This is a genomic window from Nocardiopsis baichengensis YIM 90130, assembly GCF_000341205.1.
In the GTDB taxonomy this organism is placed as follows: Bacteria; Actinomycetota; Actinomycetes; order Streptosporangiales; family Streptosporangiaceae; genus Nocardiopsis_A; species Nocardiopsis_A halophila.
This window is the reverse complement of sequence record NZ_ANAS01000005.1, coordinates 291,883-307,866: the sequence shown is the minus strand read 5'-3', so window position 1 is coordinate 307,866 and position 15,984 is coordinate 291,883. Positions and strand designations below refer to the sequence as shown.

Here is a 15,984-nt window from a genome sequence, read left to right as displayed (position 1 = left end):
CGCGCGTCGGGCGCCGGCCGCCCCTCCGGGAACCCCGCGGCTCCGGGGCGTCCCCCCGGTCGGGGCCGCGAATGGGCGGTGGGTCTTCCTCATCCCCCGGTATGAATTATTCACGGTCGGTCCCGGCTGCCCGCCGAGTGAATGCCTCGAAAGGGGTGGATAAGGGGCGCGGGAGGTGACATAGCGGTCTCCGGCGGCTTTCCCGCAGCGGTTTCGGGGTCGAGGGTTGTGGCGAATTCGCGGCCTCAGGAATCGGGTCGCGTCGCTTCCGTGCCCGGCCCCGGCCGGGTACGGAAAAAGGAGGTGTCCAAATGAGGATCCTGGTGACCGGAGGTGCGGGGTTCATCGGTTCGCACTACGTCCGGACGCTGCTCGACGACGGCTACCCGGGCTACGAGGGCGCCGAGGTGACCGTGCTGGACCTGCTCACCTACGCCGGCAACACGGCCAACCTGCCGATGGGCCACCCCCGCCTGACCTTCGTCCGCGGCGACGTGTGCGACGCGGCCCTGCTCGCCGGGCTCGTTCCCGGGCACGACGCCGTGGTCCATTTCGCCGCCGAGAGCCACGTCGACCGCTCGATCACCGGTGCGGGCGCGTTCGCCCGCACCAACGTGCTGGGCACCCAGGCGCTCATGGAGGCCGCGCTGGAGGCGGGCACCCACCGCGTCGTGCTCGTGTCCACCGACGAGGTCTACGGCTCCATCGACGACGGGTCCTGGGACGAGGCCGAGCCGGTCGACCCCAATTCGCCCTACTCCGCCTCCAAGGCCGGCGCCGACATCATGGCCCTGGCCTACCACCGCACCCACGGCCTGGACGTGTCCGTCACCCGGTGCACCAACAACTACGGGCCCTACCAGCACCCGGAGAAGCTCATCCCGCGCTTCATCACCAACCTGATGGAGGGGCACAAGGTGCCCCTGTACGGGGACGGCGGCAACGTGCGCGAGTGGCTGCACGTCGAGGACCACTGCCGCGCCGTCCACCTGGTGCTCACCCGCGGGCGCGCGGGCCGGGTCTACAACGTCGGCGGCGGCGAGGACCGCACCAACCTGGAGATCACCGAGCTGCTGCTGGAACTGTGCGGCGGCGACGAGTCGGCGATCGAGTGGGTCAACGACCGCGCCGGCCACGACCGCCGCTACTCGGTGGACGACACCCGGATCCGCGAGGAGCTCGGCTACGCCCCGCTCGTGCCCTTCGAGCGCGGCCTGGCCCGCACCGTCGCCTGGTACGCCGACAACCCCGCCTGGTGGAAGCCGCTGCGCCGGAGCGGTGCGCGCACCTGAGCCGCCGGCCGATCGAGAGGAGCAGCCGATGAACCCGCGTACGGCGCCGGCACCGGCCGGCGCCCGCCCCGACGCCCGAGGGCTCGGGCCCGCCCTGCAGTGGAGGAAGGACGCCGCCGCCGGCGCGCGGCTGCGGCGCTCGGTGGAGGTGTACTCGGCCCCGCCGCCGCTCACCGGCCCCGCCGACGTCGCCGACTGGGTGGCCGAGCGCCGCGCGGCGGGGGGCTTCCGCGTGGAGCGGGTGCCCTTCGACGCGCTCGACGGCTGGGGCTTCGACCGGCGCACCGGCGACCTGGCCCACCGCAGCGGCCGCTTCTTCACCGTCTCCGGGCTGCACGTGCGGGTGGAGGGCGGTGCGCCCGTCCCCGAGTGGCACCAGCCGATCATCGACCAGAACGAGGTCGGCATCCTGGGCATCCTCGCCCAGGAGATCGACGGCGTGCTGCACATGCTGATGCAGGCCAAGATGGAGCCCGGCAACGCCAACACCGTCCAGCTCTCGCCGACCGTCCAGGCCACCCGCAGCAACTACACCCGCGCGCACGGCGGCCGGGCCGTGCGCTACATCGAGTACTTCACCGAGCCCGGCCGCGCCCGGGTGCTGGCCGACGCGCTGCAGTCCGAGCACGGCTCGTGGTTCTTCCGCAAGAGCAACCGGAACATGATCGTGGAGGTGCCGCCGGGCACGGCCGTGCCCGTGCACGAGGACTTCCGCTGGGTCAGCATGGGCGCGCTCGGCGAGCTGCTGCGCCGCGACGACACGGTCAACATGGACGCCCGCACCGTGCTGGCGTGTGCCCCCGTCGCCGAGGACGAGCCGCAGGCCCTCCACCCCGACCACGAGGTGCTGTCCTGGTTCACCGGTGAGCGCTCCCGGTACCGGGTGCGCGCCGAGACCGTCCCGCTGGCCGGCATCCCCGACTGGGTGCGCGAGCCGGACCGCGTCCGCCACCGGGAGGGGCGGTACTTCGACGTGGTCGGGGTGCGGGTGCGGGCGGGCACCCGCGAGGTCGGCGGCTGGACCCAGCCGCTGATCGAGCCCTGCGGGATGGGCGTCACCGCCTTCCTCACCCGCCGGATCGGCGGGGTGCCGCACGTCCTGGTCAACGCCCGGGTGGAGGGCGGGTTCCTGGACACGGTGGAGCTGGGCCCCACGGTCCAGTGCACCCCGCGCAACCACGCCCACCTGCCCCCGGCGGAGCGCCCCTCCTACCTCGCGGCGGTCCTGGGCGCTCCCCCCGAGCGGATCCGCTACGAGGCCGTCCACTCCGAGGAGGGCGGACGCTTCCTCAACGCCCGGAGCCGCTACATGGTGGTCGACGCCGAGGGGCTGGTGCCGCTGGTGCCGCCGCCCGGGTTCGTCTGGGCCACCCCCGGCCAGCTGAACGCGCTGGTGCGGCACGGGCACTACGTCAACGTCCAGGCGCGCACCCTGCTCGCCTGCATCAACACCGGCGCCGTGCGGCTGTGACACGGCGCCGGCCGGGGCGGGGCGGCGGTCTCCGGCGGGGCCGCCGCCCCGCCGCCTCAGACGGGCACGGCGTCCGGCTGCACCACGCCGGCCAGGGTCCGGGCCAGGATGCCCACGCCGTCCCGGGTCAGCAGCGACTCGGGGTGGAACTGCATCGAGGCGAAGCCGGGCCCGCGCAGGGCGTGCACCTCCCCGGTCCCCGCGTCGCGGGCCGCCTCGACCGGGCCGGGGCAGGCCCCGGCGGGGACGAACTCCGGTTCGGCGCAGCGCGCGGCGAAGGTGTTGTAGAAGCCCACGCGCTCCGGGCGGCCGAACAGGTCGACGGTGTGCTGGGCGCCCTGGTTGGGGGTGTCCCTGCGCACCACCTCCAGCCCCAGCTCCAGGCAGAGCGCCTGGTGGCTCAGGCACACCGCCAGGAACGGCGACCGGGACCCCAGCAGCTCCCGGACGGCCCGGCGCACGGCCGCGATCTTGGGGTGCGCGGTGTCCCGCGGGTCGCCCGGACCGGGGCCCATCACCACCAGGCCGCGCCCCTCCAGCCGGAACGGCTCGTCGTAGCGGCGCACCTCCACGCGCGGGCCCAGGGCGCGCAGCTGGTGGGCGAGCATCGCGGTGAAGGTGTCCTCGGCGTCCACCACCAGCACGTCCAGGCCGGTCAGCTCCGGGACGGCCGCCCGCTCGGCCTGCCCCAGCCAGAACGCGGACACCTGTTCGTTGCGGCGGGCCAGCGCCGAGCGGACCTCGGTGTGCTCGGCCAGCCCGCGCGACCGGTCCGCCTCCAGGGCGGCGAGCATCCCGGCGGCCTTGGCGCGGGTCTCCTGCACTTCGGCCTCGGGGTCGGAGTGGCGCACCAGGGTCGCGCCCACCCGCAGGCGCAGCCCGCCCTCCGGCGAGATCTCCGCGGTGCGGATGAGGATGGCCGAGTCCAGGGCGCGCCCGCCGCCGGCGTCCCGGCCGATCAGCGCCACCGCGCCGCTGTAGTGGCCGCGCCCCTCGGGTTCGTGGCGGGCCACCACCCGGCAGGCGCTCTCCAGGGGGCTGCCGGTGACGGTCGGGGCGAACATGGTCTCGCGCAGGATCTCCCGCGGGTCCCGGGAGCTGGCCCCCTCGATGTGGTACTCGGTGTGCGCGACCCGGGTCATCTCCTTGAGCCGCGGACCGACCACCCGGGGGACCGAGTCGCAGATCCGGGCCATCATCTTGAGCTCCTCGTCCACCACCATGTAGAGCTCGTCGGCCTCCTTGCGGTCGGCGAGGAACGCCTTGACCCCCTCCAGCGCCGGGCCCGAGGACGGGTAGCGGTAGGTGCCGCTGATCGGGTTCATCACCGCGGTGCCCCGGTCCAGGCTGACGTGCCGCTCGGGGGAGGCGCCGACGAACGTCCCGTGCGGGGTGTGCACCACGAAGGTCCAGTACGCGCCGGACTCCTGGCGCAGCAGCCGGCGGAACAGGGTGAGGGCGCTCGCCGCGGAGAACCCGTCGATGGTCGCGGTGAAGGAGCGCTTCAGTACGAAGTTCGCGCCCTCCCCGCTGCCGATCTCCCCGTCGATGATCCGGCGGGCGGTGGCGGCGTAGGAGGCGTCGTCCACGTCGAACCCGCCGTCGGACAGCGCGATCCCGGTGTCGGGGACGCGGTCGCAGAACCCGGACAGCGGCACCCGCCCCTGCTCCCGCACGCGCAGCGCGATCAGCGGGGCGCCGTCGTCGGCGCAGGCGTACCCGCGCTCGCGGATCTGCCGGTAGGGGACCAGGGCGAGCAGCTCGTGCCGCTCCGGGGACGCGTCGGACGCGGCGGATCCGGGGTCGGCGGCGGGCGCGGGGTCGACGGGCAGGTCGGCCAGGGCCTCGGCGGTGGAGGCCGGACCGGCCAGCACCTCCACCGCGTCCGGGCCGGCCGCCGACTCGGGCCGGTGCAGCAGCGCGAAGGCGTCCCGCCGGCCGGCCAGAACCTCCTCCAGTAGGGCGTTTCCGGTGCTCATACCCTCACCTCCTCGCGGGCCGCCGCGTCGGCGGCGCCCTCCAGGGCCTCGACCAGGGTCCCGGTCAGCGCGACCACCCCGCAGCGCTGGGCGGTGTAGTCCAGGGCCAGGCGGTGGAAACCGGGGGAGAAGTCGGCGACCGCGTCGGCGGCCACGAAGGTCCTGATGTCGTTGGTGAACGCGTCCACGGCGGTCATCAGCACACCGACGTGGGCGTAGACCCCGGCGACGATGAGCTGGTCGCGCCCACAGGCGCGCAGCCGCTCTAGCAGGTCGGTGCGGTGGAAGGCGCTGTAGCGCCACTTGGTCAGCGTCCAGTCGGCGGCCGCCGGCGCCAGCTCGGGCACCACCTCGCGGTCCTCGGGGGACACGGTCATCCCCGGTCCCCAGAAGTCCTTGAGCAGGCCGCGCTGGTCGGCGGACATGCCGCCGGGCTGGGCGGTGTAGGCGACGGGCACGCCGAGCGCGGCGCAGGCGCGGCGCAGCCGGGCGCAGTTGCCGACCAGGTCGTCGTGGAGCGCCCCGGTCCCGGCGAAGGGGCGCAGGAAGAAGCGCTGCATGTCGTGCAGGAGCAGGACCGCGCGGTCGGGGTCGGGCGTCCACGCGGCGGTGTTCGCCGGCAGGTCGCCCTCGGCGGGCATGGGGTAGGCGGGGATGGGCGGGATCGCTGGCATGGTCGTCCTCCGGTGGGCCGGGGAGGCCGCGGGCGTCAGGCGCCCAGCGTCGCGCCTCCGTCGACGGTCAGGGTGTGCAGGGTGATGTGCCGGGCCGCGTCGGAGAGCAGGAAGGCGACGGCCCCGGCGATGTCGTCGGGGGCGGCCACGCGTCCGAGCGGGATGCCGAGCCGGTGGTGTTCGAGGTTGCCGCGCAGGGTGGCCTGCCGGTCGGCCTCGCCGCTCCACATGGAGCGCAGCATCGGGGTGTCGGTGGAGCCGGGGGCCACCACGTTGCAGCGCACCCCCTGTGCGGCCAGCTCCAGGCCGAGGCACTTGGTGAAGGCGACCGCGGCGGCCTTGGAGGCCGCGTAGGCGGCCATGCCGGTGCGCGGGGTGGCGGCGGCGTTGGAGGCGACGGTGACGACCGCACCGGACCCCCGGTCGGCCAGGTGCGGCACCGCGGCCTGCGAGACGGCGAACACCCCGGTGGCGTTCACGGCCAGGCTCGTGTGCCAGTCCTCCTCGGACAGGCCGCGGGCCTCGCCGAGCCGGAGCACGCCGGCGGCGTTGACCAGGTGGTCCAGGTGCCCCAGGCGGGCGACGGCGGTCTCCACCGCGGCGCGGGCCTCCGCGGTGCGGGACAGGTCGGCGGGGACGGCGGCGATCGTGCGGCCCTGGTCGGCGAGCTCCTTCTCCAGCTCCTCCAGCGCCGCGGTGTCGCGGTCCACCGCGGCCACGGCCAGGCCCTCCCGGGCCAGGGTCCGCACGACGGCGGCGCCGATGCCGCCGGCCGCGCCCGTCACCAGGGCGGTGCGCTTCGGGTCCGGTCTCACGCCGTCCATGCCGAGGCCACCTCCGCCGCCTGCGCCGGGTTGAGCCGCGGGTCGCAGAAACTGGTGTACTTGCCGGTCACCTCGTGCTCGTGGCCGCTGTCGCGCACGCACTCGGTGACCTGCTCGGGGGTGGCCTCCAGGTGCAGCCCGCCGGCGACGCCGCCGGCGCCGCGCACGGCCTCCTGGAACTCGCCGATCTCGCGGACCATCGCCTCGATGTGCCGCGTCTTGAGCCCGGATCCGGTGGTGACGGTGTTGCCGTGCATCGGGTCGCACAGCCACACCGCGGGGTGGCCGGCCGCGCGCACCGCGGCCGCCAGCTCGCCGAGCCGCTCGGCGGCGGTCCGCGCGCCCATCCGGGCGACCAGGGTGAGCCGCCCGGGCGAGCGGTCGGGGTCGAGCCGGTCGCACAGCTCCACCAGCTCGGCGGGGTCGATGGAGGGGCCGATCTTGCAGGCGACGGGGTTGGCCACGCCGGCCAGGATGGCGGTGTGCGCCCCGTCCAGGCCGCGGGTGCGGTCGCCGATCCAGGGCCAGTGGGTCGAGGTGAGCAGCTGGCGGCCGTCCCCGACGGGGCGGATCTGCGGCAGCTCGTAGTCGAGCAGCAGCGCCTCGTGGGCGGTCCACACGGCGGGGTCCCCCTGGGAGCCCGAGCCGATCCAGCCCAGGTGGCCCATCACCGAGCGGGCCGAGGAGTAGGCGGTGAGCAGGCGGGAGGGGGAGGGCGTCCGCACGGACGGGTCGGGCTCGGGGCCGTTGACCATGTGCCCGCGGTAGGAGGGAAGCTCGACGCCGTCGAGGACCTCGGTCGGGCGGGACCGGGGCTTGGCGGCCTGGCCGGCGATGCGCGCCGCGCGGACGACGGGGCGCCGCGCGGCGATCTGCAGGGACGCCGCCACCAGCTCCACCAGTCCGGACTTGGCGGCGACGTCGGACGCGGTGCACTCGGTGATGTCCTCGGCGCAGTCACCGGCGATCACGGCGAGGGCGCGGCCCTCGGCCACGTCGGCCAGCCGGCGGCGCAGGCGGTCGGTGTCGCTCGCACGCACCAGCGGCGGGCGGGTGCCCAGAGTGCGCCGGACGGTGGGCAGGTACGGGTCATGGGACCAGTCGGGTTGCTGAAGGGCGGTCCGGGAGTCGATTTCGAGCAGGGCGGTGTCGTCCACGACGGACTCCTCAACGGGCCTTGGTGTGATGGAGAGAGCGGGCGTTCCCGGGGCGGGGGAAGGGCCCCCGGCGCCGCCGGTCGCACGGCTGCTTGCGGGGCTCATCATGTGCGGGCCGCGCAAGGGGCGGCCAAAGCCCGTAGGGGACTTCGTCAGGTACGTGACGCACACGACTCCATACGCCCTCTGTGATCGGTGCACCGCAGGGGCATGAAGATCTCATGGGCCGCCCTGCCTGTTCCGGGGGACCGGCCGGCGGATCCGGGAGTCGAGAATTCGCTGGTCATAGCGGCAGAGAGAGGGGAGGCGGGGGAGGCGCCCCACCCGGAGGCAGCGTCGGGGCCGGGCCTCTCGCGGTCCGGGCCGGAGGCGGCGACGGAGCAGCTGGTGCCCCGCTCATGCCTGCTCGCCGGGCGGCGGGCCGCCGGTGGGCGGGGCGGCGGCGACGGAGCAGCCGACGCCCCGCTCACGCGTGCTCGCCGGGTGGCGGGTCACCGGTGGCCGGGGTGGAGGAGCGGCGACGGATCGGCAAGTACCCCCCTCACGGCTGATTGCCGGGTGGCGGGTCCGCGCCCGTCAAGACGGAAGGCGGCGACGAGGGAGCAGGGCGGTTCCCCGGTCCTGTCGGCCGGCTGTCGGGCCCCTCGCGGTCCGGGCCAGAGGCAGCGACGGAGCAGCTGGTACCCCGCTCGCGGCCGCTTGCCGGGTGGCGGGCCGCTGCGGATCCGGGCGGGAGGGCCGTGTCCACCCGGGGCAGAAGGTCGTCTCCGCTGGCGTGGTGGAACTCTCCGGGCCCCGGCCGCCCCCGGGGAGCACTGCCTGCCGCCCGCACCGACACCCCCGTTGATCTCGGGAAAGTCGGGGTAATACCGGCGAGTATTACCCCGACTTTCCCGAGATCAACGCCAAGGAGGGGCGCACCGGGGGTGGGGTACCAGCTGCTCCGTCGCCGCCTGCGGCCGGGACCGCGAGGGGCCCGGCGGCCGACCGGCGAAGCCGGGGAACGGGTACGGCCGGGAGCGCCTTTCGGGCGCTTCCCGGCCGTTTCGGGTTCCTCGGCCTCCCTTCTCCAGGGCGAGCGCGGTCAGGGTGAGAGCATGGCCACCGCGTGCGCGGCGGAGGCCAGGGTGGCGTGGCGGTGCCATCCGGCGTAGGAGCGCCCCGCGTAGTCGCGGAGCCCTACGCGCTCGCCGACGGTGTCCTGGGCGTGGTCGGTCAGGCGGAGCAGTCCGCCATAGGCCGGGACCGCGACCGTACTCTGCGGGTACGGCAGGGCCGACAGCCACATCTCCCGCGGCCAGTAGCGGTCCGCCGGTCCGATCCCCACCAGAACGAGCCCCGCCCCCGCGCGGGACCGGTCCGCCAGGCCGACGCGAACCGCGGCCGCCATGTCCGGCCGCCCCGCATGGGGGCGGCGCGGCGCGCGCGGCCGCGTGTGCGGTCCGCCGCCGGTGCCGCGCACCGGGCGGCGCAGGTCCTGCGCGGCGCGCAGGACCTCCTCGGCCCGCATCACGCGCCCGCGGTGGCCGACCAGTGCCGGCTCGACCACCTGCAGCGGAACGTCGCCGGTGATCCGGGCGACCGGGTGCAGCCCCGCCGCGCGCAGTCGGCGCATCGCCGGCGCGGCGGCGTCCCCCTCCAGGTCGAGCACGACCGGGCGGGGCGGAAGCCCCCATTCGGTGAGCACCTCCAGCCCCGCGTCGACGCCGTCGGCGACGGGGGCGGGGGCGTCCTCGGACGCCGGCAGGTGCAGGTTCCAGTGGACCGGTACGGCGACGTTCTCGGAGGCGGCCCACACGCCCATCGCCATCTGGGCGCTCATCGGGTACTCCTTGCCGCCGTAGCGGCCCACGCCCACCGAGTGGCGGCCGGTCTTGGGGATCAGCAGGGGCCGGACCACCCAGGCGCGCGGGGGCGCCGTGCGGACCAGGTACTCGGCCAGCGCCCGCCGCACCGGCACCCAGTCCCAGGTGGAGCTGCAGATGAAGTGGTGCAGGCTCTGCCCGGTCCCGGTGCCCCCGATCAGGGCCGCCATGTTGCGGATGGACTTGCGCCCCGGCGTGGCCAGCAGGCCGCGCAGGTAGGCGGCGCCCCTGCGCCGCTGGTCCGTGCGGCGCAGGGAGGCGAACAGTTCGTCGGACAGTTCATCGAGGATCTTCTCGGTACCCACCGCGCCGGGCGGGGCGGGGACCGGTCCGGGGAGGCGCGGGGTGTTCCGCGTCTTGACGGCGGGCGCCGAATCGACATCGGCCGACGCCCCGAATCTTTTCACTGCGTGCTTTTCTGCGGTATCGCTCATTCTGCCCCTCCGGAGAGGTCGGTCAGGCGAGAGAACAGCGCCCGGGTTCACGGGGAGCTGATGCGACATTAGAAAACGGGCGGTATCGGGATAAATGGCAGAATGTGTGCAATTAATTGTCAGGGGGGTGGTGCCGTTCTTTCGGGAGGGCGGTGCGGCCCGGAGGGCGCCGCACCGCCCGGCGGGACCCACCGGCGGACGGGGGACGGGCGTTCACGCGCTCTCCCGCGCGTCCGCCCCGCCGCGGCGAGGCGGGCAGCCCCCTTCAGGCCGCCGCGGCGGGTGTGCCGGTGGTGGCCACGGCGCCTGCGGGGTGGTGGTCGGCCCCCCGGTCACCGGGCCGGGCCGTCCCCGGCCGGGGCGGCGCGGGTGAACCAGCCCGCCACCTGCACGCGGGAGGTGCAGTCGAGCTTGCGCATCACCTTGCGCAGGTGGTTGATGGCGGTCCACTCGGCGATGTCCAGGCGCCGGGCGACCTCCCGGTTGGTCAGGCCTTCGGCGACCAGCTCGGCCACCTCCAGCTCGCGCGGGGACAGCCGGTGCCCGGGCCCGGACTCCGCCGCCGAACGCGGCGGCCGCGGCGACGGCTCCGCGGGCGCCAGCGTCGCCGCCACCGCCGAGCGCAGCCCCATCTCGCTGCCCCGGGACCACGCCCGGGTGTGCCGGGAGGGGCCGAGCAGCTCCCGGGCGCGCCCGGAGGCCTCCTCCACGGCCGCGTGCAGCCCCGCCGGGGCGGTGCACCCGGTGGAGGTGCGCATCGCGTCGGCCGCCCCCAGGGCGGCCACCGTCTCCTCCAGCTCGGCGCGGACGTCGGCGCCGCCGCGCCCCGGCGCCGCGTCGGCCCGGCGCACCCGCAGCACCGCCAGCCGCTCCACGGCCACCGCGCAGCCCGCCAGGTCGCCCAGCCGGCGCAGCCGGTCCAGGCAGGCGCGGTGCCGCCGCTCGGTCGAGGCGGTGCCGTCCTCCGCGGCCAGCGCCTCGGCCAGCGAGGACTCGGCGAGCGCCGCCGCGCGCTCGTCGCCCAGCCGCTCGGCCAGCCGCAGCGCCTCCAGGGCGGCCTCGCGGGCCGGTCCGCAGGCGCCGGTCAGCAGCAGGGCGTCGGCCAGCTCCCGGGAGGCGGCGGCGCGCTCGTGGTCGGCGCCGGCCTCGGCCAGCCGGTCGCGGGCCGGGGCCAGCAGCCCCACCGCCCGCTCGGCGTCCCCGCGGTGCAGCGCCAGCGCGCCCCGGCGGCGGTCGTCCGCGGCCTCCCCCGCCGCGTCCCCCAGCGCCCGGTGCAGCGTCCGCGCCCGCGCCAGCCGCCGCTCGGCGTCGGCGTGCTCGCCCAGCCACATGAGCAGCTCACCGAGCACGGCCAGCCCGTCGGCCTCGGTGCGGGGCGGCGCGCCGCGCCCGTCCAGGACCTCCTCCAGCAGTGCGGCGGCCCCCCGCAGGCCGCCGTAGCCGCGCCAGTACAGCCCCAGGGCCGAGGCCAGCCGCACCGCCTCGGCGTCGTCGCCGGAGACCAGCAGGTACCGCATGGCCTCCTCCACGTCCGCCCGCCAGTGCCGTACCCGGGGCGGGCGGTGCCGGTGCTCGCGGGGCGCGGCCGGGCGGCGCAGCGCCCGGGCCATGTCCAGGAAGTGGTCGGCGTGGGCCCGGCGGACCCGGTCCGCCTCCCCCTTCCGGAGCAGGACGTCGGTGACCAGCCGGCGGACCAGCTCCGGCGGCCGGAACAGCGCCACCCCGTCGTCGGCCTCGCGGGTGTGCAGCAGGCCGCGGTCGGCCAGCCGCTCCAGGCCGCGGCGGGCCTCGACGGGCGGCAGGCCCGCGACCGAGGCGGCCGCCTCCACGTCCGCGCCCGCCCGGAAGACCGCGATGCGGGCCAGCAGCTCCCGGTCGCCGTCGGCGAGCCGGGCGAGCGACCACTCCAGCGCCTGGCGCACCCCGCCGTGCCGGGAGAGCGTCTCGCCGCCGCCGTCGCTGAGCACGTCCAGGTCGGTGTCCAGCGCGTCGACCACGCCCTGCGGGGAGTCGAGCCGCATCCGCGCCGCCGCCAGCTCCAGGGCCAGCGGCAGCCCGTCGGTGCGGGCGCACAGGCGCGCCACCGCGCCGGCGTTGCCGCGGTCGAGGACGAACCCGGGGCGCACCGCGCGGGCGCGGCCGAGGAAGAGCCGCACCGCGGGGACCTCGGCCAGCCGGTCCGGGTCGGCGCCGGCGCCGGGGCCGGGGAGGGCGAGCGGGTCCAGCCGGAGCATCTCCTCGCCGTACACCCCCAGCGGCTCGCAGGCGGCGAGCACCACGGCGGCCTCCGGCCGCTCGGCCACCAGCGCCGGGACCAGGGAGCGCAGCTCCGCGAGCGCGTCGTCGCACCCGTCCAGGACCAGCAGGAACCGCCCGCCGCCGGGGGCGGGCAGGGCGGCGCGGACCGCGGCCCGCACGTCGGCCCCGGCCAGGCCGGCCAGGTCCGCCGTGCGGGCGGCCCCGGCGAAGGCGCCGTCGGCCGCGGCCGCGGCCACGAGCCGGCTCTTGCCCACCCCGACCGGGCCGGTGACGGTCAGGACGCGGGTGTGCGGGTCGGCCAGGCGGGCGTGCAGCAGCCGCAGCTCGGCCTCGCGCGCGATGAGCGGTGTGCCGCAGGGCGCGGGCGGGGGAGCGGCCGGCGGGGTCGCGCCGATGCCCGCCGCCTCGTCTCGGAAATCGAGGGCAGTCTTCATGTGCCGTCCTTCGGAACGTCCGTCATCGGTCTTCCGGGCACGCTTCGCCCCGCCGGTCAGACGGGAATCTGTGAAAGGTCTCCGGGGTGGCCCCAATGAATGAGGGGAATTGCTGGCACTTTCCTTTCGATCGTACGGCAAGACTATTTTCTGCCCTGTTCCGGGACAATATGCAGGAATCATCTCCTGCATTGCCCGAATTCATCGCGCCCCCGGTCCGCCGTCACCGGCGCCCCTATGAGGGGGTCATGGGCGGGAGCTGACAAACGCCTGCCACGGCTCCTGCCATGGCAGGCCGGGCAAGGACACAATCCTTTGCCATGCGCTCCGCTTACATCGAGGACCTGGGACCCAGTGAGACCATCCGCAGCGGCGAGCTGCCCGACCCCGAGCCCGGCCCCAGCGACGTGCTGGTGGACGTGGAGTACACCGCCGTCAACCATGTCGACACCTTCGTGCGCTCGGGGGCCTGGCGGACCCCGGTGCCCTTCCCCTTCGTCGTCGGCCGCGACCTGGTCGGCACCGTGGTCCGCGCCGGCCCCGGCGCCCCCTCCTTCACCCCCGGCACCCGGGTGTGGAGCCTGAGCATGGGCTACGCCGGCCGCCAGGGCGCCTGCGCCGAACGGGCCGCGGTCCCGGCCGACCGGCTCTACCCGCTGCCCGAGGGCGCCGACCCCGTCGAGGCCGTCGCCCTGGCCCACCCCGCGGCCACCGCCCACCTGGCCCTGTTCGTCCACGGGCGGCTGCGGCCCGGCGAGACCCTGGTCGTGGTCGGCGCCGGCGGCAACGTGGGAAGCGCGCTGGTGGCCATGGCCGCGCACGCCGGCGCCCGGGTGGTGGCGGTGGCCGGCGCCCGCGACGCCGAGTACTGCCGGGGGCAGGGCGCGCACGAGGTGGTGGACTACCGCGCCCCCGACGCCGCCGAGCGGATCGCCGCCGCCTGTCCGGGCGGCGCCGACCTGTACATCGACGCCGCCGGCCGCAACGACGTGGAGCGGGCGCTGCCGCTGCTCGCCCACCGCGGCCGGATGGTGGTGCTGGCCGGCATGGGCACCCGCCCCACGCTGCCGGCCGGCTCGCTGTACCTGCTCGACCGCACCGTCACCGGCTTCGCCATCTCCCAGGCCACCACCCCCGAGCTGGCCGAGGCCGCGCGGCACGTGGGGCGGCTGGCCCGGGCCGGCGTCCTGCGGCCGCGCCGCTGCCGGGTGCTCCCCCTGGACCAGGCCGCCCGCGCCCACCGCGACCTGGAGGAGGGGCGGGCGCACGGGGTGCGCTACGTGCTCCGGGTGCGCTGAGGCCGCGCCGCCGGGACTTGACCTATCCGCCCGAGCGGCGTGGCCGCGGCGCCCGGGCCGCGGCCAGGATCGCCGCCATGAGCACTTCGATCGTGGACAGCACGCCCCTGTTCGAACTGAACGCCCGGATCCGCATCGAGGCCTCGCCCGAGGAGGTCTACTCCGTCGTCAGCGACCTGCCGCGCAGCGGCGAGTGGAGCCCCGAGTGCCAGGGCGGGGAGTGGATCGGGCCGCCGGCGCAGGTCGGCTCGGTCTTCCGCGGGGAGAACCTGCGCGCCGACGACGTCGTCGGCTGGGCCCCGCTGGTGCGCGGCACCTGGCACACCGAGGCGCGGGTGGTCGCCGCCGAGCCCGGGCGCACCTTCCGCTGGATGATGCTCTCCCACGCCCAAGAGGACCAGGAGAGCGTCTGGGGATTCGACACCGAGCCCGCCGACGGCGGCGCCTGCACGCTGGTCCACCACTTCCGGATGGGCAAGGCCACCGCCGGAATCCACAAGATCGTCGCCGACCTCGACGAAGAGGCGCGCAAGCGGTTCATCGAGGAGTGGACCGCCAAGCTCGCCGGGGACCTCGACGCCACCCTCGCCCGCATCAAGCGCGTGGTCGAGGCCGGCTGAGCCTCCCCGGGGCCACGGTACGCACACGACCTTCAGGACGGACCCATGCTCCTCCAGAGAATCGGCAACAAGGGCATCCGGCTGGGCACCCTGTTCGACCGGGCGGCGGCCCGGCACCCGGCGAGCCCGGTCATCCTCGACCACGACCTGGACATCGCCCCCGAGCGGGGGCGCCGACTCACCCTCACCGAACTCGCCGACGTGGTGGACGACGCCGCCTCCCGGCTGTGGTCCCTGCGGGTGCGGCCCGGCGACCACGTCGTCGTGCACAAGACCGACGGCTTCGACATCTCCCTGCTGGCCTGCGCCACCGCGCGGATCGGCGCGATCCCGGTGATGCTCTCGCCCAAGCTCGACGGCGCCACCGTGGCCGAGCTGCTGCGCCGGGTGAACCGCCCCTACCTGCTCACCGACCGCGCCAAGCTCGACACCGAGCTGCCCGCCGAGGTCTTCGACCTCAGCGAGAAGGTGGTGCTGGCCTCCGGCGAGCACGAGCGGGCCACGGCCCTGGCCGGCCTGGCCGGAGCCCCGCGGGTGCGCCCGGTCACCATGCCCCCCGACCACCCGACCCTGATCACCCACACCTCCGGCACCACCGGCGTGCCCAAGCTGGCCGTGCACACCGGCCGCACCTTCCAGGCGCGCTACCGCCCCCAGGCAACCGTGGTCGGCGCTGCGCTGCGCCGCAGCGAGCCGGTCGCCGTCCACGTCTCGTTCGTGCACTCGCGGATGTACACCGCGATGCCCATCGCGATCCTGCAGGGCCACCCGCTGATCGTCCTGCGCGACGACGAGCCCGAATCGGTCGCCGACACCTTCGCCCAGGTGCCGCCGGGCTTCATCGAGGCCCACCCCAACACCTTCCTGCGCTGGGAGGTGCTGGCCGACGACGAGCGCGCCCCGCTGGCCCGCGTCAAGTACTTCAGCAGCACCTTCGACGCCATCCACCCCCGCACCGTGCAGCGCATGCTGGCGGCCTCGCGGCGCCCCGGTGCGCTGTTCGCCCAGGCCTACGGGCAGAGCGAGGTCGGGCCGATCGCCGCGCGCACCTACTCCCGCGCCAAGGGCGCCGACTTCGACGGGCGCTGCGTGGGCCGCCCCTTCCCCGGCATGACCGGGGTGCGGGTGGTCAGCCGCGACGGCCGCCCGGTGACCAAGTCCAACCCCGGGTTCATCGAGGTCAGCAGCGACGGCCGGATCGTCACCTACCTCGGCGAGCACCACCGCTGGACCAAGCAGGCCGACGGCTCCTGGTGGCGGATGGGCGATCTGGGCTACCGCACCAAGTGGGGCTGCCTGCACCTGCTCGACCGCGAGGTGGACGAGATCCCCGGCATCGAGAGCACGCTGGAGATCGAGGACCGCCTGTTCACCCGGATGCCCGAGCTGGTCGAGGTGGTCATCGTCCCCTCCGAGCAGGGCGAGCCGGTGCCGGTCGTGGCCACCCGCGACGACGTCCCGCTGGACGACGTGGCGTGGAAGAAGGCGGTGCAGGGCCTGCCGCCGCTGGCGCCCCCGGTGCAGTGGCGGCTGGAGGACCTGCCGCAGACCGCCACCACCAAGATCAAGCGCCTGGAGCTGGCCGCGCGGCTGGCACCCGGCGGTGACGGCGCCTGACCCCGGCCGGCGCGGCGGGCCCCGACCCCGTCCGCCGCGCCCCCCTCTCTTCGCGAACGG

The 15,984-nt window shown here is 75.7% G+C and carries 11 protein-coding genes; 5 read left to right on the top strand and 6 right to left on the bottom strand.

All coding sequences use genetic code 11. The features are described from left to right. Positions 1-311: 311 nt before the first annotated feature. Both rfbB and C892_RS0104975 read left to right on the top strand, forming a co-directional pair. Entirely contained in the window at positions 312-1,292 is a 981-nt protein-coding gene (gene rfbB, locus C892_RS0104980) for a dTDP-glucose 4,6-dehydratase (protein WP_017556325.1), read from the top strand. Positions 1,293-1,320: 28 nt separating this feature from the next. Further along, positions 1,321-2,763, top strand: a complete 1,443-nt coding sequence (locus C892_RS0104975; protein ID WP_017556324.1) for an NDP-hexose 2,3-dehydratase family protein — start codon at positions 1,321-1,323, stop codon at positions 2,761-2,763. A gap of 56 nt (positions 2,764-2,819) precedes the next feature. Here C892_RS0104975 and C892_RS0104970 read toward each other — a convergent pair whose 3' ends face one another. The 6 genes from C892_RS0104970 to C892_RS0104945 form a co-directional block, all read right to left on the bottom strand. After that, entirely contained in the window at positions 2,820-4,742 is a 1,923-nt protein-coding gene (locus tag C892_RS0104970; protein ID WP_017556323.1) for a phenazine-specific anthranilate synthase component I, read from the bottom strand. Next, a complete protein-coding gene (locus C892_RS0104965; protein WP_017556322.1) occupies positions 4,739-5,416 on the bottom strand; it encodes an isochorismatase family protein in 678 nt (225 codons plus the stop codon). The genes C892_RS0104970 and C892_RS0104965 overlap by 4 nt, the downstream gene beginning before the upstream one ends. A gap of 35 nt (positions 5,417-5,451) precedes the next feature. Further along, entirely contained in the window at positions 5,452-6,240 is a 789-nt protein-coding gene (locus C892_RS0104960) for a 2,3-dihydro-2,3-dihydroxybenzoate dehydrogenase (protein ID WP_017556321.1), read from the bottom strand. After that, positions 6,228-7,397 carry a 3-deoxy-7-phosphoheptulonate synthase gene (locus tag C892_RS0104955; RefSeq protein WP_017556320.1) on the bottom strand — a complete coding sequence of 390 codons (1,170 nt, stop codon included), beginning with the start codon at positions 7,395-7,397 and terminating at the stop codon, positions 6,228-6,230. The genes C892_RS0104960 and C892_RS0104955 overlap by 13 nt, the downstream gene beginning before the upstream one ends. A 1,084-nt stretch (positions 7,398-8,481) precedes the next feature. Then, positions 8,482-9,669: an IS701 family transposase gene (locus C892_RS0104950; RefSeq protein ID WP_017556319.1), complete on the bottom strand. Its 1,188-nt coding sequence runs from the start codon at positions 9,667-9,669 to the stop codon at positions 8,482-8,484. 359 nt (positions 9,670-10,028) lie between these two features. Further along, the gene (locus tag C892_RS0104945; protein ID WP_017556318.1) at positions 10,029-12,389 is read right to left on the bottom strand and encodes an ATP-binding protein; all 2,361 of its coding nucleotides are present in this window, start codon (positions 12,387-12,389) and stop codon (positions 10,029-10,031) included. A gap of 320 nt (positions 12,390-12,709) precedes the next feature. On the opposite strand from C892_RS0104945, the gene C892_RS0104940 reads away from it, so the two are divergent. From C892_RS0104940 to C892_RS0104930, 3 genes are all read left to right on the top strand, one after another. Continuing rightward, positions 12,710-13,687: an NADPH:quinone reductase gene (locus C892_RS0104940; protein ID WP_017556317.1), complete on the top strand. Its 978-nt coding sequence runs from the start codon at positions 12,710-12,712 to the stop codon at positions 13,685-13,687. A 77-nt stretch (positions 13,688-13,764) separates the two neighbouring features. Then, positions 13,765-14,307 carry an SRPBCC family protein gene (locus C892_RS0104935; RefSeq protein WP_017556316.1) on the top strand — a complete coding sequence of 181 codons (543 nt, stop codon included), beginning with the start codon at positions 13,765-13,767 and terminating at the stop codon, positions 14,305-14,307. 45 nt (positions 14,308-14,352) lie between these two features. Next, entirely contained in the window at positions 14,353-15,924 is a 1,572-nt protein-coding gene (locus C892_RS0104930; protein WP_017556315.1) for a class I adenylate-forming enzyme family protein, read from the top strand. Positions 15,925-15,984: the final 60 nt, after the last annotated feature.

Bases quoted from the DNA above. Each gene is read 5' to 3' on its own strand.
- C892_RS0104970 (WP_017556323.1), bottom strand. From the start codon at position 4,742: ATGAGCACCGGAAACGCCCTACTGGAGGAGGTTCTGGCCGGCCGGCGG.
- C892_RS0104935 (WP_017556316.1), top strand. From the start codon at position 13,765: ATGAGCACTTCGATCGTGGACAGCACGCCCCTGTTCGAACTGAACGCC.
- C892_RS0104960 (WP_017556321.1), bottom strand. From the start codon at position 6,240: ATGGACGGCGTGAGACCGGACCCGAAGCGCACCGCCCTGGTGACGGGC.
- C892_RS0104940 (WP_017556317.1), top strand. From the start codon at position 12,710: ATGCGCTCCGCTTACATCGAGGACCTGGGACCCAGTGAGACCATCCGC.
- C892_RS0104930 (WP_017556315.1), top strand. From the start codon at position 14,353: ATGCTCCTCCAGAGAATCGGCAACAAGGGCATCCGGCTGGGCACCCTG.
- C892_RS0104975 (WP_017556324.1), top strand. From the start codon at position 1,321: ATGAACCCGCGTACGGCGCCGGCACCGGCCGGCGCCCGCCCCGACGCC.
- rfbB (WP_017556325.1), top strand. From the start codon at position 312: ATGAGGATCCTGGTGACCGGAGGTGCGGGGTTCATCGGTTCGCACTAC.
- C892_RS0104965 (WP_017556322.1), bottom strand. From the start codon at position 5,416: ATGCCAGCGATCCCGCCCATCCCCGCCTACCCCATGCCCGCCGAGGGC.
- C892_RS0104945 (WP_017556318.1), bottom strand. From the start codon at position 12,389: ATGAAGACTGCCCTCGATTTCCGAGACGAGGCGGCGGGCATCGGCGCG.